The organism is Bradyrhizobium sp. HKCCYLS1011, assembly GCF_051167795.1.
In the GTDB taxonomy this organism is placed as follows: Bacteria; Pseudomonadota; Alphaproteobacteria; order Rhizobiales; family Xanthobacteraceae; genus Bradyrhizobium.
In genome coordinates this window covers 123,894-143,889 of the sequence record NZ_JBNPTT010000008.1, presented here as the reverse complement: position 1 = coordinate 143,889, position 19,996 = coordinate 123,894, and the positions used below count along the sequence as shown (strand labels likewise).

Annotated in this window: 17 protein-coding genes and 1 pseudogene; 5 read left to right on the top strand and 13 right to left on the bottom strand. The window is 63.4% G+C overall.

Annotated features, from left to right (window positions below; genetic code table 11):
• The first annotated feature begins 141 nt into the window (after positions 1-141).
• Entirely contained in the window at positions 142-369 is a 228-nt protein-coding gene (rpmE, locus tag ACQR1W_RS26475; protein WP_012046762.1) for a 50S ribosomal protein L31, read from the top strand.
• Positions 370-483: 114 nt separating this feature from the next.
• Here rpmE and ACQR1W_RS26470 read toward each other — a convergent pair whose 3' ends face one another.
• Both ACQR1W_RS26470 and ACQR1W_RS26465 read right to left on the bottom strand, forming a co-directional pair.
• Complete coding sequence (locus ACQR1W_RS26470) at positions 484-993, bottom strand: DUF1465 family protein (RefSeq protein WP_008974450.1); 510 nt, start codon at positions 991-993, stop codon at positions 484-486.
• Positions 994-1,365: 372 nt separating this feature from the next.
• On the bottom strand, positions 1,366-1,557 hold the full coding sequence (locus tag ACQR1W_RS26465) for a DUF1192 domain-containing protein (RefSeq protein WP_434853569.1): 192 nt from the start codon (positions 1,555-1,557) through the stop codon (positions 1,366-1,368).
• 94 nt (positions 1,558-1,651) lie between these two features.
• Here ACQR1W_RS26465 and ACQR1W_RS26460 point away from each other — a divergent pair, with 94 nt between their 5' ends.
• From ACQR1W_RS26460 to ACQR1W_RS26450, 3 genes are all read left to right on the top strand, one after another.
• Entirely contained in the window at positions 1,652-2,650 is a 999-nt protein-coding gene (locus ACQR1W_RS26460) for an NAD(P)H-quinone oxidoreductase (protein WP_434853568.1), read from the top strand.
• A gap of 155 nt (positions 2,651-2,805) precedes the next feature.
• Positions 2,806-5,682, top strand: a complete 2,877-nt coding sequence (locus ACQR1W_RS26455) for an EAL domain-containing protein (RefSeq protein ID WP_434853567.1) — start codon at positions 2,806-2,808, stop codon at positions 5,680-5,682.
• A gap of 837 nt (positions 5,683-6,519) precedes the next feature.
• Positions 6,520-8,505: a cache domain-containing protein gene (locus ACQR1W_RS26450; RefSeq protein ID WP_434853566.1), complete on the top strand. Its 1,986-nt coding sequence runs from the start codon at positions 6,520-6,522 to the stop codon at positions 8,503-8,505.
• Between the two features lie 247 nt (positions 8,506-8,752).
• Here the strand turns inward: ACQR1W_RS26450 and ACQR1W_RS26445 are convergent.
• Positions 8,753-8,947: pseudogene (locus tag ACQR1W_RS26445) on the bottom strand (SOS response-associated peptidase); the annotation flags it as partial.
• Positions 8,948-9,978: 1,031 nt separating this feature from the next.
• Here ACQR1W_RS26445 and ACQR1W_RS26440 point away from each other — a divergent pair.
• Positions 9,979-10,383, top strand: a complete 405-nt coding sequence (locus ACQR1W_RS26440; protein ID WP_434853565.1) for a hypothetical protein — start codon at positions 9,979-9,981, stop codon at positions 10,381-10,383.
• Positions 10,384-10,682: 299 nt separating this feature from the next.
• Here the strand turns inward: ACQR1W_RS26440 and ACQR1W_RS26435 are convergent, their stop codons facing one another.
• From ACQR1W_RS26435 to ACQR1W_RS26390, 10 genes are all read right to left on the bottom strand, one after another.
• Positions 10,683-11,066: a hypothetical protein gene (locus tag ACQR1W_RS26435; RefSeq protein ID WP_434853564.1), complete on the bottom strand. Its 384-nt coding sequence runs from the start codon at positions 11,064-11,066 to the stop codon at positions 10,683-10,685.
• Between the two features lie 549 nt (positions 11,067-11,615).
• Positions 11,616-12,614 (bottom strand): ABC transporter ATP-binding protein, encoded by a 999-nt coding sequence (locus tag ACQR1W_RS26430; RefSeq protein ID WP_434853563.1) that lies wholly within the window; start codon positions 12,612-12,614, stop codon positions 11,616-11,618.
• Positions 12,611-13,612 carry an ABC transporter ATP-binding protein gene (locus ACQR1W_RS26425; protein WP_434853562.1) on the bottom strand — a complete coding sequence of 334 codons (1,002 nt, stop codon included), beginning with the start codon at positions 13,610-13,612 and terminating at the stop codon, positions 12,611-12,613. The genes ACQR1W_RS26430 and ACQR1W_RS26425 overlap by 4 nt, the downstream gene beginning before the upstream one ends.
• Positions 13,612-14,553, bottom strand: a complete 942-nt coding sequence (locus tag ACQR1W_RS26420) for an ABC transporter permease (RefSeq protein WP_434853561.1) — start codon at positions 14,551-14,553, stop codon at positions 13,612-13,614. Before ACQR1W_RS26420 ends, ACQR1W_RS26425 begins: the two co-directional genes overlap by 1 nt.
• Positions 14,519-15,478: an ABC transporter permease gene (locus tag ACQR1W_RS26415; protein WP_008974457.1), complete on the bottom strand. Its 960-nt coding sequence runs from the start codon at positions 15,476-15,478 to the stop codon at positions 14,519-14,521. The genes ACQR1W_RS26420 and ACQR1W_RS26415 overlap by 35 nt, the downstream gene beginning before the upstream one ends.
• Positions 15,479-15,528: 50 nt before the next feature.
• Positions 15,529-17,322 carry a peptide ABC transporter substrate-binding protein gene (locus ACQR1W_RS26410; protein WP_434853560.1) on the bottom strand — a complete coding sequence of 598 codons (1,794 nt, stop codon included), beginning with the start codon at positions 17,320-17,322 and terminating at the stop codon, positions 15,529-15,531.
• A gap of 330 nt (positions 17,323-17,652) precedes the next feature.
• Positions 17,653-17,907 (bottom strand): DUF7662 domain-containing protein, encoded by a 255-nt coding sequence (locus ACQR1W_RS26405; protein ID WP_434853559.1) that lies wholly within the window; start codon positions 17,905-17,907, stop codon positions 17,653-17,655.
• Between the two features lie 22 nt (positions 17,908-17,929).
• Positions 17,930-18,655, bottom strand: a complete 726-nt coding sequence (locus ACQR1W_RS26400) for a hypothetical protein (protein ID WP_434853736.1) — start codon at positions 18,653-18,655, stop codon at positions 17,930-17,932.
• Positions 18,656-18,776: 121 nt separating this feature from the next.
• Positions 18,777-19,028 carry a hypothetical protein gene (locus tag ACQR1W_RS26395; protein ID WP_434853558.1) on the bottom strand — a complete coding sequence of 84 codons (252 nt, stop codon included), beginning with the start codon at positions 19,026-19,028 and terminating at the stop codon, positions 18,777-18,779.
• A 261-nt stretch (positions 19,029-19,289) separates the two neighbouring features.
• A complete protein-coding gene (locus ACQR1W_RS26390) occupies positions 19,290-19,964 on the bottom strand; it encodes a hypothetical protein (protein WP_434853557.1) in 675 nt (224 codons plus the stop codon).
• Positions 19,965-19,996 lie beyond the last annotated feature (32 nt).

Here is a 19,996-nt window from a genome sequence, read left to right as displayed (position 1 = left end):
GCAGCATGCACGCCTGAGGGCCAGGAATCAGAGCATCGGCTTGTTTTGGGCAGGACGTTCGGCTATAGAGCGACCAATTGTCCCCCTTCAGTGATGACAGGAATAGGCGCGGTCGCGCCTCACCGTGCCGTAGGATATGCCATGAAAGCCGACATTCACCCGAATTATCATACGATTACCGTCGTGATGACCGACGGAACCGAGTACCAGACCCGCTCGACCTGGGGCAAAGAGGGCGACAAGCTCAACCTCGATATCGACCCGAAATCGCACCCGGCCTGGACCGGCGGCACCCAGCAGATCATGGATCGCGGCGGCCGCGTGTCGCGTTTCCAGAAGAAGTTCCAGGGCTTCCTCAAGAAGGATTGATCCTTCTCGGGCCGCAGCCGCTGCGGGGCTTGGACCGAAAATGCAAAACGCCCCCGATGTCGGGGGCGTTTTTGTTTCGGCTTGATCTCTGACCGCGCCGGCGGCGCGGGGGCCTTACTGCTCGAAGGCGGCCTTGAGCCGGTTGAGATGCGGCACCAGCGGGTTGCCGATCGCGCTCTGGTCCGCCGGCGTGTGGATCGAGCTGTCGAGGCGACGGACGCGGGCCTGCAGGCTCATCGAGCGGGAGATCAGGTCCTGCAGCTGCTGCGGCAGCTTCTCCAAGAGGTCGGTCGGGCCGGGATCGGCGGCCGTGAGCTTCACCTTGGTCTTCTCACGATTGGCCTGGCTCAAGGTCATCTCGCCTTCCTTCACCGCCCGGTGCAACAGCAACCAGGAAGCGAGCTGCATCAGGCGGGTGGTGAGCCGCATGCTCTCGGTGGCGTAGGTCAGGCTGACCGCACGGTCGAGCGCCTTGGCCTCGGTGCGGCCGATGCCGTCGAGATAGGCGGCGGTCTCCTCGACCAGATCCATGCCTTCGCGAAACAAAGTCCCGAATGCAGCGGAATTGGTGAGCCGCTCGTTGAACTGAACAAGAGCGCCATCGCCCTGCAAACGGTCCGACATGGTTAACGCCTCTTACGCGACTGTTTACGAACAACCGGCTTGCCTCGCCGGTATGATAAACAAATCATTGCGCGGGTCGTTGCCAGAGTCCAGCAGCAAGACGGAATATGGTTTCCGTGAAGTGGGAGTGTGCTCTGCAGCGTGCACACGCAGCGCCCGTCATAGCTGAGGCAAAAAAAGAGCCGCCGTTTCCGGCGGCTTTGAAAGTTGATAACAGGGAGGCGTCAAACAGAGTGGACAGGAGCCACTCGGTGTCCAAACGAGGACAGTCCGGTTATAAAGGCGAAAGCTTAATCAACCGTAAATAGCGCGAAAAATTCAGGCTTCGTTAGCCATGTCGGCCATTGGCCGAGCACATTTGCGCCTTCACATTTACGATTTGAAGATGTTGTTCGCCGCGTCGCGCGAGGCACGCTTTTTTGCAACCGCCTGCTGCAGCCGTTCGATCTCGCCCTGCAGCAACGATATCCGCGCGGTCAGCTCCTCGAGCGAGAGCATCGACAGATCCTGACCGATCTCATGCGAGGCCGCCTTGCGCGGCCGCTCGTCGTCTTCGCCTGCCATCCTTCGTCCTCCTTAAATCCTCCTGCCGGTTGCCAGCCGCAGCCCGGCTGGCTAAGCAGCTTGCCAGGATTCCCGCCGTCGCGAAGGACATCTCATGGAACAGCTGCCCGCGCAAATGACCGTCGTCGCCATCAGCAAGCCCGGCGGTCCCGAGGTGCTCAAGCCGGAAACCCGCCCCGTGCCGAAGCCGGGCCCCGGTGAGATCCTGATCAAGGTGAAGGCCGCGGGCGTCAACCGCCCCGATGTGGCGCAGCGCTCCGGCAGCTACCCACCACCGCCCGGCGCCAGCGACCTGCCGGGACTTGAAGTGGCCGGCGAGGTGGTGGCGCTTGGCGAGGGTGCGACGAGGCACAAGCTCGGCGACATCGTGATGTCGCTGGTCGCCGGTGGCGGCTACGCCGAATATTGCATTGCCCAGGACGGCCAGGCGATCGCGGTGCCGCCCTCGTTGTCGGTGCTCCAGGCCGGCGCATTGCCGGAAACCCTGATGACGGTCTGGCACAATGTGTTCGAGCGCGGCGCGCTCAAATCCGGCCAGACGCTGCTGGTGCATGGCGGATCGTCGGGGATCGGCACCATGGCGATCCAGCTCGGCAAGGCCTTTGGCGCGACGGTCATCGTCACCGTCGGCGGCGCCGACAAGGCCGAGGCCTGTCTCAAGCTCGGCGCCGACCATGCGATTAACTATAAGACCGACGATTTCGTCGCCGCGACCAAGGCGGCGACCGGCGGCAAGGGCGCCGACGTGATCCTCGATATGGTCGGCGGCGACTATATCGAGCGCAACTATGACGCCGCTGCAACCGACGGCCGCATCGTCCAGATCGCCTTCCTGGGCGGCCCGAAGGCGACCGTTAATTTCGCCAAGCTGATGGTGAAGCGGCTCGTCCACACCGGCTCGACCCTGCGCCCCCGTAGCAATGCGGAGAAAGCGGCGATGGTCGCAGCGATCGAGCAGAAAGTGATGCCGTTTCTGCGCGAGGGTCGCATCAAGCCACTGATGGATTCGAGCTTCCCGCTCGCGGATGCCGCCAAAGCACACGCACGCATGGAGACCAGTCAACATATTGGCAAAATTGTGTTGGAAGTCTAGGCGAACTCTAAACAGAGTGTGTGTGGAAACCCTTTGATTTTCCACGCTTTCGTGGCAATGATCGCGCAATCCTAAGGACATTGCCATCCCTTCCGGCTGCGCTTTCGGTTTGACCTGTTTCGCTTTGGATTGGCGTCGAACGCGGAGATTTGACATTGCATCTCATCAGGTGCCTTGCGTCCCTTGCGCTGGGCCTCGTGATTGCTGTTGCCGCAGCCCCTGCGCATGCCGTCGACGCGGTCAGCGTCCGCGGTGACGCACCTGCGATCGACCTCACCGGCATCCTTGAACATCAGAAGAGCGAAGGCGATCGCATCCAGGTGTCCACGGCGCCCGGCACCGACGGCATCGTTCGCCGCATCGAGGTGCGGGCGCGTGAGGGCGGCCAAAACTGGGTCGTGTTCGCGCTGGCCAACAACACTGACGACCAGCTCGACCGTCTGATCGTCGCGCCGCATTACCGCGTAGTCGGCTCGGGCGTGTTCTGGCCGGATCTCGGCCTCTCCCGTATCGCCACCATCACGCCCTCGATCGGCGATCTGCCGGAGCGGCAGGAAAGCCCGACCGCGGACGTCTTCCGCGTCACCCTCGATCCCGGCTCCGTCGTCACCTTCGTCGCGGAGCTGCGCACCGATAAGCTGCCGCAGCTCTATCTGTGGGAGCCCGAGGCCTACAAGGACAAGGTCAACTCGTTCACGCTGTACCAGGGCATCGTGATCGGCATCTCCGGACTTCTTGCACTCGTCCTCACCATCCTGTTCGTGGTCAAGGGCAGCATCATGTTCCCGGCGGCCGCCGCGCTGGCCTGGGCGGTGCTGGTCTATATCGGCGTCGATTTCGGCTTCTGGGGCAAGGTGCTCGATATGTCGAACAACGCCGAGCGCGTCTGGCGCGCCTCGGGCGAGGCGATCCTGGCCGCCACCCTGCTCGTCTTCCTGTTCGCTTATCTCAATCTGTCGCGCTGGCATGTGCGCTATTCGCACATCACGGTGGGCTGGCTGTTCTTCCTGGGTTCGCTGGTCGCGGTCGCGCTGTTCGATCCGGCCGTGGCCTCCGGCATCGCGCGCATGTCGCTGCTGTTGATCGCGGTCGCCGGCTTTACGCTGATCGTCTATCTCTCGAGCCACGGCTTCGACCGCGCGGTGCTGTTGATTCCGACCTGGTTCCTGCTGACGGTCTGGGTCGGCGCCGCCGGCATGACGGTCGCGGGCTCCGTCACCAACGACATCGTCGGCCCGGCCCTGCTCGGCGGCCTCGTGCTGATCGTGATGCTGATCGGATTCACGGTCATGCAGCACGCCTTTGCCGGCGGTGGCGCCACCACCGGCATCGTCTCCGACGTCGAGCGCCGCGCGCTGGCCTTGACCGGCTCGGGCGACCTGATCTGGGACTGGGACGTCTCTGCCGACAAGGTGTTCACCAGCCCCGAAACCGAACATCTGCTCGGACTGAAGCGCGGCACGCTCGAAGGGCCGGCGGCGAAGTGGCTCGAAGTGCTGCATCCGCTCGACCAGGACCGCTTCCGCGCCGCGCTCGACAGCGTGCTCGATCAGCGTCGCGGTCGCTTGGTGCAGGATTTCCGTCTGCGAACGCCCGACGGCCATTTCATGTGGTTCGCGCTCAAGGCCCGGCCCGTGGTCGGCTCGGACGGCGAGGTCTCGCGCGTGGTCGGCACGCTGACCGACGTGACGGAGTTCAAGAATGCCGAGGAGCGCATGCTCCACGACTCCGTGCATGACAATCTGACCGGGCTTCCCAACCGCAAGCTGTTCATCGACCGCCTGGCCGCCGTCGCCAATTTCGGCAAGACCATGCCGAACCTGCGGCCGACCCTGATGGTGATCGATCTCGATCGCTTCAAGCAGGTCAACGATTCCGTCGGCATCGCGGTCGGAGATTCCATTCTGCTGACCCTCGCACGACGGCTGTCCCGCATCCTCAAACCACAGGACACCCTGGCGCGGCTTGCCGGCGATCAGTTCGGCCTGATCCTGCTCTCCGAACAGGATCCCGCGCGCATCACCGCCTTTGCCGAAACCATCCGCAAGACCGTCCGCGCGCCGATCGCCTTCAACGAGCGGGAAATCTTCCTCACCGCCTCGATCGGGCTTGCGCTGTCCGACCCGCAGGTTCAGCTCTCGGAAGACATCATCAAGGACGCCGAGCTTGCGATGTATCACTCCAAGCGGATCGGCGGCGACCGTATCGACGTCTACAAGCCGGCGATGCGTGCACGCAAGAACGACCGCCTGACGCTCGAGAGCGAGTTGCGCCGCTCGATCGAGCGCCAGGAGATCACCATCCTCTATCAGCCGATCGTGCGGCTGGAGGATCGCTCGATCGCCGGCTTCGAGGCGCTGGCGCGCTGGGATCATCCCAAGCTCGGCCGGATGTCGCCGATCGAGTTCATCACCATCGCCGAGGAGATCGGTCTCATCGTCGATCTCGGCACCTTCGTGCTCGACCAGACCGCGCGGCAGCTCAGCATCTGGCAGCGCGCGATGCGCTCGCGCGAACCGCTGTTCGCCAGCGTCAACGTCTCCTCGCGGCAGCTGTTGCGCCACGATTTGATCCACGACGTCCGCTCGGTGCTGGCGCGCTCCTCGGTGGCGCGCGGCTCGCTGAAGCTGGAGCTGACGGAATCGCTGGTGATGGAAAATCCCGAGCATGCCGCGCAGATGCTGACCCGCATCCGCGAGCTCGGCGTCGGGCTCTCGATCGACGATTTCGGCACCGGTCATTCCTCGCTCGCCTATCTGCAGCGCTTCCCGTTCGATACGCTGAAGATCGACCAGTCCTTCGTGCGCACCACGACGCGCGGCACGCGCCCGGTGATCCTCAAATCGATCATCGCGCTGGCGCATGATCTCGGCATGGACGTCGTCGCCGAGGGCGCGGAAACGGATTCCGATGCGGTCGAGCTCTATCAGCTCGGCTGCGAATTCGCGCAGGGCTATGCCTTCGGCGAGCCGATGGACGCCGACACCGCGATGCGGCTTTTGACCGAAGTGCGGCTGGAGGCGGCGAGCTGATACTGAGAGTTGGGAGCTTCGCCGGCAGCGGGTGGCAGGCGATGACGGCTGAGTATCAGGAGCCATCATGCCTCTTCCAACCAGACACATGTTTCCACCAGATACATGTTCCCGTTCTCGCGACGCCTTGCGCGTCCGAGCTTTGAAATTCATCGTCCCTCTTCGAAAGAGAGGGCGCAGGGAAGACCGGGTATCGACTGATACCCGCGGCCCCCGTGCGAACAAGATGCACGGGGCAGGAACCACAGGCTCAGCCGGATAACGCCGGCCTTCCCTGCGCAATGGCCTTAACGGCTGCTCCGCGTTCTCCCCGGTGCTCCGGGCGTGTTGGCCACCGTATTGCGCATGACGCTTTCGCATCAGCGCGGCATCAGCGTCGGGATGCCAGGACCACGCGGCTTGACCGTACGCGACGACATCGTTCGTCGGTGTGCTCGCACACACTGCGACATCATCGCGTCCATCGCATCTCAGGCCCGACACTCGTGACGATCGCGAAGCGCCCCTCTTGGTAGGCCGAGACGCGGACAAATGTGCTCGTGATTTGCCCGACACGACAAGGCGCGCAGCCTGCGACACGTTGGCACGACGGGCAATTTGCGCATGGCGGGCATATTCGAACAGCTGCTCGGAGCCCACCAGGAGACGATGAGCTGCATCATCCAGGCCGTCGTCTGCGGCTGCAATCCGAGCACCGGGATTCCAACGCGAGGCGCGCTGCTTCGCCCATACGGTTGACCAATCCTTGTCCCCCGCGGACCAGCTTAACGCCGCGTCAACGGCCTCTTGCTAGTAATTCTCCCAGATACAACCACTCCGTATTTTCCCGGATATTCGATGTCCCGTCTGCGATTGTCCCTCGCTCTTCGCATCTATGCGATCATCGGCCTGTCCTTCTGCGGGCTCGTGGGCCTCGCCGTGACTCAAAGCGGAAATCTGGCGACGGCCCTGAAGGAGCAGCGCCGGAACGAGCTGACGCATCTCGCGCAGACCGCGCTCAGTATCGTGCGCGAAGAGTATGAAACGATCGCCCGTGACAAGATCGCGCCGGAGCTGGCGCAGAAGCGCGCGGCCGAGCGGATCGGCAAGCTCCGCTACGGCAATGGCGACTATTTCTGGATCAACGACATGGGCCCGCGGATGGTGATGCATCCGATCAAGCCCGAACTGAACGGCCAGATGCTCGCCGACAACAAGGACCCGAACGGCAAGCACCTGTTAGTCGAGATGGTCGATGTTGTCAGGCGCGATGGTGCCGGCGTCGTCGAGTATATGTGGCCGAAGCCCGGCAAGGACGCGCCGCAACCCAAACTGTCCTATGTCGCCGGCTTCGAGCCCTGGGGCTGGATCATCGGCACCGGCGTCTATGTCGATGACCTCGAGGCGCAGGTGTGGGACAGCAAGCGCAACGTCGTGATCGCCGCCGTGAGCATCATCGTCGTGCTCGGTGCCATCACGCTGCTGATCGCGCGCCAGATGTCTTCGGCGCTCAAGTCGATGAGCGTAGCCCTGACCCAGCTCAGCCGCGGCAATTTTGACATCGCGCTGCCGGGGCTGAAACGCAGCGACGAGCTCGGCGACATGGCACGATCGATCGAGCAGTTCAGGCAGAAGATCGCGGAGAAGGCGCATGAGACCGCGCTGTTGGAGGATGAACAGCGGCGGGTTGCCGAACAGATCAAGAGCAAGGCGCTGAAGGAGATGGCCGAGGCGGTCGAGCGCGCAGCCAGCACGGCCGTAAGCGAGGTTGCCGACGGCGCCGGCGACATGGCCGGCAATGCAAGATCGATGACCGAGAGCGCGCTGAGCGTGGAGCAGAATTCGAGCAGCGTCGCTGCCGCGGCCGAGCAGGCGCTGGCCAACACGCAGATGGTGGCGAAATCTTCCGCCCAACTTGCGGCCTCGATCGCGCAGATCTCGTCGCAGGTCAGCTCGTCGCGCGAGCTGACCCGCAAAGCCGTTTCCGCGTCAGGCGAAGCGCAATCGACCATCGCCAAGCTCTCGGAAGCGGCCGACAAGGTCGGCGCGGTGACCAGCCTGATCAGCGAGATTGCCGGCCAGACCAACCTGCTGGCGTTGAATGCGACCATCGAGGCGGCGCGCGCCGGAGACGCCGGTCGCGGCTTTGCCGTGGTCGCCTCCGAAGTCAAATCGCTCGCCGAGCAGACCGCGAAAGCGACCAGCGAAATCGCCCAGCAGATCGCCGAAATCCAGGACTCGACGCGCGCCTCCGTGGCCGCGATCGGCGTGATCGGCGAGGTGATCCGCAATGTCGAGACCGTCTCGTCCGGGATCGCGGATGCGATCGACGCGCAGAATGCCGTGACGACGGAGATTTCGCGGACCGTCGAGGAGACCTCGCTTGCGGCGCGCGAGGTGGCCACCCAGATCGCCTCGGTATCGCGCGAAGCCGCCGAGGCCGGCCGGCGCTCGACCGATATTCGCGACGGATCGGCCCAGGTCGCGCACAAGGTCCAGGAGCTGCGGGCCGACCTGGTCCGGGTGATCAGGACGTCGACGGCCGATGTCGACCGCCGACTGGCGTCGCGGCTCAACATCAACCGCCCCGCCACGTTGCAGGTGAACGGCCAGGGCGCGCCGGTCAAGGTCCGCAACATCGCACTCGGCGGCGCGCTGATCGAAGCGATCCCGGTGGAATTGTCGGTCAATACGCCGGTCAGCCTGACGGTGACCGGCATGATGTCCGAGCTGCCGGGAGCGGTGACGCGGGTGAGCGATCACACGGCCGTCGTGCAGTTCTCGCTCAATGACGCGCAGGGCAGCCAGCTGACGAATGTGATCGCCAGCCGCGAGGCGGCGTGAGTTCGAAATAGCTCAACGAATCGGATAGCCCTTGCGCCTTTGAGCGAAGGAATGCACACAGGATAGGAGCTGGTGCACCGTCATTTCGGCGCCAACGACTGCTACGGCGCTCATGACTGCGCCCTCTCCCCTTGCGGGAGAGGGCTACACCGATGCTACTTCATGCTCACTTGGGTGAGGGGTTCGTCTCCGCGAGCGCAGCGTCTCCGCGGAGACACATCCCTCAACCCGCATGATCGCGCTTCGCTGTCCGTGGCGGTGGCGGAATGCCCCATCGCATGGTCGCCCACCTCGGTGCCCGCGTCCGTGTTGCGGACGCCGGAGCCGGATAGTCCGGAAACACGCCCGGCACCGGCGGCAGGTTGCCGACGTGGCGATTGACGACGCGAAACAGCGCAGCAATAGCCGCTTGGTTCGTCGTAATGCTGTAGAGATTGCATATCGCTACTTCTTGAGTTTTCCGCATATCGCGTTAAGGACACCGTCAAGGGTCGAGGCGGGCGTTAGCTGCACGTTATGCGGATCGTCCCCCGGCGCGACGGTCTTATTGACGTTGCTGCCAAGCACGACCTTACTCGAGTGCAGCACGATCCAAGTCCCGTCATCTTTCCGCTGAAACGCCGAGCAGTCTATGTCGATTAATGGCACTTGAATTTTCTGAGCGTTGCTTTCGCGCATCGTTGCGCCAATCAGAGCGACAGAGAGTACAATTCGGATATGCAAGTGTATTCGTGAAACCATCGTTCACCCGACCACCACGTTGACGGCGGGTCGCTCGCCGAAAATCTTCGTCGGCCGCAGCGCGACCAGTGCGCTGCGCTTGTACGGGTAGCTCCATGGCCTCGCGATCAAGCATTCAGAGTCCCCTTTTCCTGCGCGATGTAGAGGGCAAGCATTTCGAATTGGCTGGCGAGAGCACTGTAGCTCCGGCTGATGTTGTTGAGCAGGTTCGCGCTTCTGCGGTATGCCGGGCTGTTGCGCTTGGGATTTGCACTCGGACGAAAGCCGACGGCACTGAGCAGCCGTCTTTTCACTTGCCTTGAGCATCGATCGCGAACAGCACCGCGCCCGTCTCGGTGATCTCCACATACGTGCCGCTTTCATGCAGCCACAGCCAGCCTTGCGCGCTGCGGTCTCGGGCGTCGCTTAGGGGCGTGGTTCAACGAACTTCATCGTCAGGGCTCAAATTGGGAATAGCATTATTGTCAGCAATGCGATTGCGACCGAACCTATCAGAACGACGGCGATAGCGAACAGGCGGTCCGGAATATTCATTCACAACCTCATCGCGGCGCTTTGTGGCCCGGCAACGCTGGGTGTCGATTGTCCCTGAGGACAATGGCGCCTCGTACCGAGATCGACATCATCGATCTGCTGAGTGCGTGACGTGGTGCCAGGGAGGCATGTGCTCGGCAACGTGGCTGGCCCCCTGCATGCTTACCCCCTTTAAGCCCAGGCATGCAGGGGGTAAGGGTGCTACGGCTTTTCAGCGACCAAGCCCTTGATCTAGTCGCCGTCAGGGCCGTCCCCAACGCCTGGGGCGTGGGGAGCATCGACCACAGCCGCGAAAACGTCTGCCGAAGCGGTGAGGTTGTGTTTTCATTTTCTTTCGTCGGCGGAACCAACCCGGCCAGTACGAGTTACGGCCTTTGGCGTGTTGCCGAGGCATGGGCTGGTTTGCGTAAGATGACCGGGAATTTCCTCATCGAAGCGGTGGCCGCGCTGCTCAATATGGCCAAATCAACTTCCGATCCGAACGTTGCTGCGGCGGTGCTCGACAAGGCTGCGGAAATGAACGAGAGGAGGATCGAAACTGGTCCGTTATCACAAGTCGCCGGCCCAAGAGCGCCAGAGCGGACCGGCGATTCATCCTCCTAACATGCACGATCCGGCCAAGGGTCGTGCGTCAAAGGCTCCAGTCCCCGCCAGCCCCGGACTGGAGCCTCTTTCTTTTCCGTATGAAACCGAGGACCGGCGCGACCGACGCACGGGATCAAGATTTTAAGATTCCCCTTTCCTGCGCCCTATAGAGGGCGAGCAGTTCAAATTGGCTAGCGAGAGCACTGTAGGACCGACTGATGTTCTTGAGCAGATTCGCGTGCTTCTTGGGCAGGCCCGGCTGTTGCGCGAGCGTTTTGTACTCGGATGAAAGTTGACGGCACCGCGCAGCCCTCTTTTCAAGTTTCTTGGGCATCGATTGCGAACAGCTCTGCGCCCATCTCGGTGATCTCCACATACGTGCCGCTTTCATGCAGCCACAGCCAGCCTTGCGCGATCGCGTAGTCAAGGCCTGCCTGGTATTCGGCGGGCGTGGCTCCGAACTCCCCGAGCATCGGCCTGTTGACTTTTTCGATGTGAGGGCGGCGGTCTTGGACCGGCTTCAGCGGGCGCGCGATCTCCATCAGCTTGCGCGCTGCGGCTTCCGGGGTTGCGTAAGGGGGTGCTTCAACAAATTTCATGGCGTTACGTCTCAGACTGAATAGTTGCATGGTGAGCAATGCGATTGTAACCGTACCTATCAAGTTGACGCCGACAACGAACACGTGCACCGGAATATTCATCCACAACCTCATGGCGGAGTTTTGTGGGACGGCAACGCTGGGTGTCGATTGTCCTTGAGGACAGTAGCCACACATCCGGAGATCGGCATCATCGACCGGCTGAGCGCGTGATGCGCTGATCACGAGACGCGTGCTCAGCAACACCCCCTGCATGCATTTCCACACGAGCCGGTGTGTGCAGGGGGTTATTCAATCACTTCGCCCATGGCGGCGGTCCTGCCTGGAGCGGATGACTCGATCTGATCCTCTGTCAGTCCGGACGAGGCGAGCACCCTGTTGCTTGGCGGCCTCTTTGTCGACGCGACGAGTGATGGCGCACCGACCCGCATTTTCGTCGAAGTAGAAATAGCTGACCGTGCCGTCCTTCTGTGCCCCATAGCTTTCTAAGTGCACGATGACGCGCGTCACTGATATATATCGAAAAATCCAAAAGCATCTCACTCCCATAAGGGGAGAGGGTGCACCGTCATCGCGGCAGGATGTGTGCTCGGAATGGGCCCCCAAGAGAGAGGGTCAACACTTCCGTTGCGGAAGTGCTTTCAGTCGTCCCTACCTGAAATGGCACGCCACCAGATGGCCCGGTGCGCTTTCCTTCAGCTTCGGCACCTCCGCGCTGCAGATGTCCTTGGCGAGCGGGCAGCGGGTGTGGAAGTGGCAGCCCGACGGAGGATTGATCGGGCTCGGCACTTCGCCCTTCAGGCGGATGCGCTTGCGCTTGACGGATGGGTCGGGGATCGGCACCGCCGACAGCAGCGCTTCCGTGTAAGGGTGCTTCGGCGTCGAATAGAGCTGGCGCGAGGCCGCGGTCTCGACGATGCGGCCGAGATACATCACCGCGACGCGGCGGCTGATGTGCTCGACCACCGACAGGTCATGCGCGACGAACAGATAGGCGATGCCGAATTTCTGCTGCAGATCCTCCAAGAGGTTGATCACCTGCGCCTGGATCGAGACGTCGAGCGCCGACACCGGCTCGTCGCAGATGATCAGCTTGGGCTCGACCGCCAGCGCCCGCGCGATACCGATGCGCTGGCGCTGGCCGCCGGAGAATTCGTGCGGATAGCGCGTCATGTGGTCGGCCTGCAGGCCGACGGTCTCGAGCAGGTGAACGATCCGCGCCTCGTATTGCTGACGGCTGGTGGCCAGCCCATGGATGGTCAGCGCCTCGCCGATGATGGCGCCGACCGTCATGCGCGGATTGAGCGAGGCGTAAGGGTCCTGAAAGATGATCTGGATGTCGCGCCGGAGCGCGCGCAGGCGCTCGCCTGACAGCGACATCACATCCTTGCCTTCGAAGCGCAGCTCGCCCGAACTCGGCTCGATCAGCCGCAGCACGCAGCGGCCGGTGGTCGACTTGCCGCAGCCGGATTCGCCGACCAGGCCGAAGGTCTCGCTGGCACCGATATCGAAATTGACTCCGTCGACCGCGCGCACGCTGCCGATCTCGCGCTTCAACAGCCCGCCGCGGATCGGGAACGCCTTGGTCAGATTGCGGACGCTGAGCAGCGGCTGAGACGCCGTCGCGTCGGTGGCGGCAAGCGCGCTCATTGCAGCAAATTCTCCTCGGCGCGGATGCAGGCCACCTTGTGGCCGGGCTCGATCTCGCGCAGTTCCGGCTGCGCCTTTCGGCAATCAGGAAGCGCGAAGCGGCAGCGCGAGGCGAAGCGGCAGCCCTCCGGCGGATTGACCAGCTTGGGCACGCTGCCAGCGATGCTCTCCAGCCGCGTCTTCTTCACCGCATCGAGATCGATGCGCGGGATCGAGCGGATCAGGCCCTGCGTATAGGGATGGCGCGGATTGGCGAACAGACGATCCACCGGCGCCTCCTCGGCGACCCGGCCCGCATACATCACAACGACCCGCTGCGCGACCTCGGCAACCACACCCATCGCATGCGTGATCAGCATGATCGACATCCCCAGCCGCTCCTTCATGTCGAGCAGGAGATCGAGGATCTGCGCCTGGATGGTCACGTCGAGCGCGGTGGTCGGCTCGTCCGCAATCAGGAGCTTCGGATTGCAGGACAGCGCCATCGCGATCATCACGCGCTGGCGCATGCCGCCGGAGAAGTGATGCGGATAGTCGTGCACGCGGCGCTGCGGGTTCGGGATCTGCACCAGAGCGAGCATCTCCGCCGCCCGCTCCATCGCGGCGCGCTTCGACAGGCCCTGATGCAGCCGGATCACTTCGGCGATCTGGTCGCCGACCGTGTAGACCGGATTGAGCGAGGTCATCGGCTCCTGGAACACGATCGCGATCTCGCTGGCGCGGATCCGATTGAGCTCGGCGCTCGGCAGCGGCACCAGATCGCGGCCCTGCCACAGGATCTGGCCGCCGACGATGCGACCCGGCGGCATCGCGATCAGCTTGAGCACCGACATGGCGGTCACGGTCTTGCCGGAGCCGGACTCGCCGACCACACACAAGGTCTCGCCGCGGCCGATTGCGATATCGACGCCGTCGACCGCCTGCACCCTGCCTTCGTCGCTGTCGAAATAGGTCTTCAGCCCCTTGATCTCGAGCAGCGGAGCTACGCGGGCATCCATCACATCACCTTTCGCGGGTCGAGCGCATCGCGCAGGCCGTCGCCGATGAAGTTGATGGCGATGACGGTGAGGAAGATGGCGCCGCCGGCAAACAGCGCCCAATGCGGCGCGATGTCGAGATAGTCCTTGGCGTCATAGAGCAGCCGGCCCCAGGTCGGAATATCCGGCGGGAACCCGAGGCCGAGAAACGACAGCGTCGATTCCGCGATGATCGCGGCGGCCACATCGATGGTGCCGGCGACAATCACCGGTCCCAGCGCATTGGGCAGGATGTGGCGGACCACGAGGCGCAGGTTGGAAGCGCCGAGCGCGCGCGCCGCCTCCACGAACTCCTTCTCGCGCAGCGACAGGAATTGCGCGCGCACCAGACGCGCCACCGGCATCCAGCGGAAACCGCCGATCACCAGCACGATCAGCACGAACACGCCGCCCTCCGGCCCCAGCCAGCCTTTCAGGAAATCGCGGAACAGATAGATGACGAGCAGCAGCAGCGGCAGCTGCGGCAGCGACAGGAACAAGTCCGTCAGCCACATCAGCGCGGCATCGACGACGCCCCTGGAGGCGCCGGCAATGGCGCCGACGATGATGCCGAAGCACAGGCCGACCGCCATTGCCGCAAAGCCGACCGCGAGCGAGATGCGCCCGCCATAGATCATGCGCGACAGCAGGTCCTGGCCGAGATCGTCGGTGCCGAACGGATGATCCCAGGACGGCGGCGACAGCCGCGCGGTGAAGTCGATCTCGTTGATCGGCACGCGCCACAGCCACGGTCCGACCAGGATCGACAGCGCGAGCAGCGCCAGCACCAGGACGCTGAGCGCGGCAAGGCGGTGGCGAAGGAAGCGCCTGACCGCGTCGCGGCCGGGGGAGAAGCGGCGTTTGCGCGTAACCGGCGCGACAACCGCCTCAACGGAAGGAGATACGTGGGTCAAGCCAGCCATACAGGATATCGGCGATCAGGTTGAACAGGACGACCAGGCAGGCGAACACGAAGGTCACCGCCATGATCACGGGTGTGTCGTTGGCAAGAATGGCACTGATCAGCAGCGAGCCGATGCCGGGAACGCGGAAGATCTGCTCGGTGACGATGGCGCCGCCGAACACGGTCGGCATCTGCAGCGCGACCAGCGTCACCACCGGGATCAGCGCATTGCGCACCACATGCTTGACGATGACCTTGCTCTCGTCGAGCCCCTTGGCGCGCGCCGTGGTGACGTAATCGAGCTTGATGACGTCGAGCACCGCGGAACGGATGTAGCGCGTGTAGGACGCGGCCTGGTACAAGCCGAGCACCGTGACCGGCATGATTGCCTGCTTGATGTTTTCCCAATACCAGAGCCAGCCGGTGGCGTGGATATCGGTGCGATACACGAACGGCAGCCAGCCGAGATTGACGCTGAAGATCAGGATCAACAACAGGCCAGTGAAGAAGGTCGGCAACGAGAAGCCGATGAAGGCGAAGGTGTTGGCGATCTGGTCGAAGATCGAATAGGGCCGCGTCGCTGCCAATACGCCGATCGGCAGCGCCACCGCGAGCGCCAGGAGCTGCGCGGTCCCGACCACGTAGAGCGTAGTCGGGATCCGCTGCAGGATCAGCGTGTCGACATTGACCCGGCTGGCGAACGAGAAGCCCCAATCGCCATGCACCATGGCGACGAGCCAATGCAGATAGCGCACCAGGATCGGGTCATCCATGCCGAACTTGACCCGCAGCGCCTCGCGCACCTCAGGAGGGATGTTCGGATTGCTGGCCAGCTCGCCGAACGGATCGCCCGGGGCGAGCGCCAGCAGCACGAACAGGATCAGGCTGATGCCGAGCAGGCTCGGCACAGCGACGATCAGGCGCCTGAGCAGGTAATTCCCCATCGCTCCCGCCTTAGAATGTTGTGGTGATCATAACAATGGCGCCGGGCGCGTCAGGTCTCGCGGTACCAGCTGGCGATCTGCCAGAGGTCGTTGTCCCAGCCGCTCTTGTTGGCCACCATCCCGTTCTTCAGCCCGATGCAGTTCTTGCGATTGATTTCGGGAAGGATGTAGTTGTCCTGAACGACGAGGTCGTTGAGCCTGACGAACATTGCCGCGCGCTTGACCGGATCGAGCTCGCTCTGCGCCTGGCGATAGGTCTCGTCATACTCCTTGTTCTGCCAGCGCGAGACGTTGCGGCCCTGCCACTTATTCTCCTTGTTCGCGATCTCCCATGAGACGAACTGGTTCATGAAGAATTGCGGATCCGCCTGCGGCATGGTGGTCTGGTACATCTCCATGTCGCAGTAGAAATGCGTGTAGGTGTCCGGATTGGCGGCGTCCGAGGAGAAGAACACGGAGGCCACCACCGATTTCAATTCCACCTCGATGCCGGCTTTCTGACAGGCCTGCTTGATGATCGCCTGGTTCTTCTGGCGCGGCGCATTGATCGAGGTCTGGAACACGACCTTGAGCTGCTTGCCGTCCTTCTCGCGGACGCCGGACGAATTCTTCTTCCAGCCGGCCTCCTCCAGGATCTGGTTGGCCTTCTCGATGTTGAACTCGAACTTGTTGTTCGGCGAGCGGAAGCGCTCGGGGTTGTTGAGGAAGTTCGCGGTCGCGACGCCGGCGCGGCCATAGATGAACTTCTGCACCGAGGCGCGGTCGATCAGCAGGTTCATCGCCTTGCGCACTGCCGGATCGGAGAACAGCGGATGCTTGGTCTTGATGCTGGCGCGCTCGCCGTCGACTTCGGTCCAGGGGTCGGTCACGTTGAGGGCGATGTATTCGATATGGCCGGTCACCGTGAGCTGCGCCTTGCCCTGGCCGCCCGCCTCGAGCTTGGTCAGGATCTCGTCTTCGACCTGCAGCAGATACGCGTAGTCGTATTCGCCGGTCTGCAGCACCGCGCGCGCGGCGGACACCGCATCGCCGCCGCCCTTGACCTCGACCGTATCGAAATACGGCATGTTGGCCTGGTGATAATCGGGATTACGCTTGCCGGCGATGGAATCGCCGGGCTTGAAGTCGACGAACGTATAGGGCCCGGTCCCGATCGGCTTCAGATTGGCCGGCGCCTCGCGCGATTTGCCGCCGATGTAATCGGCGAAGATGTGCTTGGGGATGATCTGGCCGAAAGCGGCGACGAAGGGATCGGCCCAGAACGGCGTCGGCTGCACGAAGGTGACCTTCGCCGTGTGGTCGTCGATCTTTTCGACCGACTTGATCGCCTTGTAGCTGCCGATCGAGACCGCGGCGGTGTCGGGATTGACCGCATACTGCCAGTTGAAGATGATATCGTCAGCCGTGAAAGGCTGACCATCATGCCATTTCACGCCCTTCTTCAGCTTCCAGACCACCCAGGTGTAGTCGGCGGCGAGCCCGCCATTCTCCTTGGTCGGAATCTCGGCGGCGAGGATCGGCACGAGATTGCCGTCGGCATCCCAGCCGGCGAGCGGCTCATAGAACAGACGGCAGGCTTCCTGATCCTTGGTGCCGATCGCGAAATGCGGATTGAGCAGGGTCGGCGCCTGCCAGAACAATAGCTTCAGCGGTCCGCCGCCGCCGGCCTTGGTCGGCTTGTAGACGATCTCTTCCGCCGCCATCGCCACCCCGGAATGGACCAGCATTGCGCCGGCCATCGGCGCGGTCAGCCCCAGGGCGATCATCCGTTGCACAAAATCTCGGCGCGACAAGCGCCCGGATTTGACATCGGCGATCTGGTTGCGAAGGTCGCGCTCGTTCATACAATCGACTCCAGCTGATACTGATCCAAGAAAACCTCGCGCCTCCATGCGGATGCCTGGAGCGATGCGAAATTGGATCAGCGTTCGAAGCGACTGTCAAAGCAGATTCCGGGCCAATCTCGTCCTAACGGATTGGCTTCACGCGTGCTTCGCACCTGCGGAAGGGATTGCTGCAAAGCATACTCGGAAAATGGAACTAACGAGATCGCGACGCCGCGCGGCGATGACAGTTGAGGCCAGCCAAATGCGGCGACGATCGCGGATTCGTTCACACCGTGCGCAGCGGTTGGCCGGCAAGTAGAGCGTGCGCGTCGCGATGATGCTAATCAGCTATGGCCGCTTCAACTTACGAAACCGCACGCCCTTGCCATCCGGCATGCGGGTCGCGACATAGCCGGCCTCGAGGCAGGCCTCACGCTGTGGCATCTTTTCCTGCGGACTGCGCAGACTGTCCCACCAGGAGGCGCGCTGCGCGGCTCGTGGCAGGCTCGCGCCGATGATCTCCTCGATCTGATCGAAGCTGAGCATGAGTTCAGGACGGGTCTGCTGCTTCAGGAAATCGCGCAGCGCGTCGTACTCGTTCACCGATCCCTCGTCGTCGCCCGCATTAGATTGCGGCGGCGACCTTATCCAAACCGATGATGCGCGCAAGCTTGCGCACTTCGTCCTTCTGGTCGTCGCGGAGCTGCCAGAGCAGCGGCATCGCCGCCGATTTCAGCTGCTGCACCTCGTCGGAGTCGGGATCGATCGGCATGCTGCCGGGCTTGGGATTGCTCTGGCGCGTGGCGTGGATCTTCCGGGCCACGGCTCGCAAGGCGGTTTCCACCGCAGGCCAATAATATTCCTGGTCGGGCGACAGCTTCAGGCGATCCTTGATGCCGGCAATCTGGCCGTCGCTGAGCAGCGCATAGGCTTTCTGCACTTCCGGCTTGAGGGCCGCCACGGCAGCGGGCTTCGGCTTCGGCGCCGCAGGTTCGGTGACCTCGGCAGCCGCAGTTGAACCGGTGATCTGGGCAGGCGCGGCTGCCTCGGCGACGTGGCCAGGCGCCGCAATCGGCTTCGGCATTTCGGCGTCAGCCGACGCATAGGCAAAAGCCTGGCGCAACGCGTCCTTCGGGGCCGGAGCCGGTTGCGGTTGCTCCGGAAGCGCCGAAACCCGCGTTACGGTGAGGCGATCCCCTTTGGCCTCGCGGTTGGAAACGGGACTCTTCGCCACCGCCGCCGGCATGGCGATACCGGCCGATGGCACGCTGTCGCGACCCAGAATGCTGGCCACGGCCGCTCCTGCAACCAGCAGGCAGACCAAAGCCAAAGCGGTGATCGACTTCGTCACGTACATCTCCGTATCCCCGGCGGGAACGCCGCACTTTGCCGAAAACTGGGAGCAAATTAAGGCTTTAAGGTGCCCTTGTTGCCGTTAAGCCGCACCGATCGAAAAAAATGACGCAAACCCGTCAGGCCATCGCCACCTGCAGGTCGTACGCCGCCTGAATGTCGGCCACGATATCAGACGCCTCCCACAGCGCGGTCGGCTCGACTGCATGCAGGCTGATGGTCCAGTTCCCGCCGCGGGCCGTGCGCGGAACGCTGACGATATCGAAGCGGACATTGCGGCACAGCGGATGCCGCTGCAGCGCGTGGCCGACCCGAATCCGGATCTCGTCCAACGTCGCCGGCGTTTTGCCCAGAAGCGTCTCGAAGCCCATCGCGCATCCCCAGATGATTGGACCTAGTGAGTCGAGCATTGCGAGTGTCCCGCAAGAGAATGGGATACCGCCATGGACGGGATTGTCGGCCTGGGATGGTTAATGGCGCGTTAAAGTTGTAGTCCGGAGTGTATCCGGAGCGGAGCGTGGTCCCCGTCACGTTGGTCCGCGATCGATATTCGACCGCGCGCACAACATCCCGCCTCAAGCGGGTGACGTGATCATCGGTTGCCGAACAGGCGCCTGGTTGCGCCCTGCCCTTCAATCGTCGCCGAACAGGCTGAAGCGCGGCGCGGGCACATCGACGGGCTCTGCCACATAACCGCGCGGTGCACTGTCCTCGCGCACGGACTGCTCGACGTCGCGCAGATCCGGTTCGCGTCGCCGATACGAGCGCCGCTGCTCGGCCCACTGCTGTCGCTGCTCGCCCCACTGCTGCCGCTGCTCCGCCGGCTGCTGACGCCGTTCGCTGCGCCGTCGCTCCGTGCCGTGCCGGCGTTCACCATTGCGCGGTTTGAGATCGGCATCATCGGCCTTGGCCAAGGCGTTCTCCGGCGCATGCGGCTGCTGTGCCGGCGGCGCCGCCTGCGATGCAGGCTGCGGAGCCGATGCAGCGCTGGCCGTGCTCACCGGCGATGGCGAGGGCTGCCGCGCCGGCTGATCCGCGGCAGGCTGCGGCTGATCTGCCGGCTTCGCCGCAGCCGGCGTCACCACCACCGGCGCGGTCGCCGCCGGGTCAGTCGCCGCAAGATAGGACGAGGGCGATGCGCTCGGCGAAGGCGAAGGATCTGGTGCATGCCGCTCGAGCTTGGTGGATTCCAGCAGCGGCCGGCTCGGACTCATCATCTCCGCGATCACGAGTCCGCCGCCGAGACCCACGGCAACAGCAACGGCGACGGTTCCCGCGCCCGCAAAGAAAGCTGTCGAACTGCGCATGATCCCGCTCCTTATCTGTTGGCCGGCAACGC

What these genes read in the sequence shown, in the direction of transcription:
- ACQR1W_RS26390 (WP_434853557.1), bottom strand. Translation starts at nt 19,964, where the DNA reads ATGCGCAGTTCGACAGCTTTCTTTGCGGGCGCGGGAACCGTCGCCGTT.
- ACQR1W_RS26430 (WP_434853563.1), bottom strand. Translation starts at nt 12,614, where the DNA reads ATGAGCGCGCTTGCCGCCACCGACGCGACGGCGTCTCAGCCGCTGCTC.
- ACQR1W_RS26415 (WP_008974457.1), bottom strand. Translation starts at nt 15,478, where the DNA reads ATGGGGAATTACCTGCTCAGGCGCCTGATCGTCGCTGTGCCGAGCCTG.
- ACQR1W_RS26395 (WP_434853558.1), bottom strand. Translation starts at nt 19,028, where the DNA reads ATGGGCTTCGAGACGCTTCTGGGCAAAACGCCGGCGACGTTGGACGAG.
- ACQR1W_RS26450 (WP_434853566.1), top strand. Translation starts at nt 6,520, where the DNA reads ATGTCCCGTCTGCGATTGTCCCTCGCTCTTCGCATCTATGCGATCATC.
- ACQR1W_RS26420 (WP_434853561.1), bottom strand. Translation starts at nt 14,553, where the DNA reads ATGGCTGGCTTGACCCACGTATCTCCTTCCGTTGAGGCGGTTGTCGCG.
- rpmE (WP_012046762.1), top strand. Translation starts at nt 142, where the DNA reads ATGAAAGCCGACATTCACCCGAATTATCATACGATTACCGTCGTGATG.
- ACQR1W_RS26465 (WP_434853569.1), bottom strand. Translation starts at nt 1,557, where the DNA reads ATGGCAGGCGAAGACGACGAGCGGCCGCGCAAGGCGGCCTCGCATGAG.
- ACQR1W_RS26410 (WP_434853560.1), bottom strand. Translation starts at nt 17,322, where the DNA reads ATGAACGAGCGCGACCTTCGCAACCAGATCGCCGATGTCAAATCCGGG.
- ACQR1W_RS26460 (WP_434853568.1), top strand. Translation starts at nt 1,652, where the DNA reads ATGGAACAGCTGCCCGCGCAAATGACCGTCGTCGCCATCAGCAAGCCC.
- ACQR1W_RS26435 (WP_434853564.1), bottom strand. Translation starts at nt 11,066, where the DNA reads ATGAATATTCCGGTGCACGTGTTCGTTGTCGGCGTCAACTTGATAGGT.
- ACQR1W_RS26425 (WP_434853562.1), bottom strand. Translation starts at nt 13,612, where the DNA reads ATGGATGCCCGCGTAGCTCCGCTGCTCGAGATCAAGGGGCTGAAGACC.
- ACQR1W_RS26470 (WP_008974450.1), bottom strand. Translation starts at nt 993, where the DNA reads ATGTCGGACCGTTTGCAGGGCGATGGCGCTCTTGTTCAGTTCAACGAG.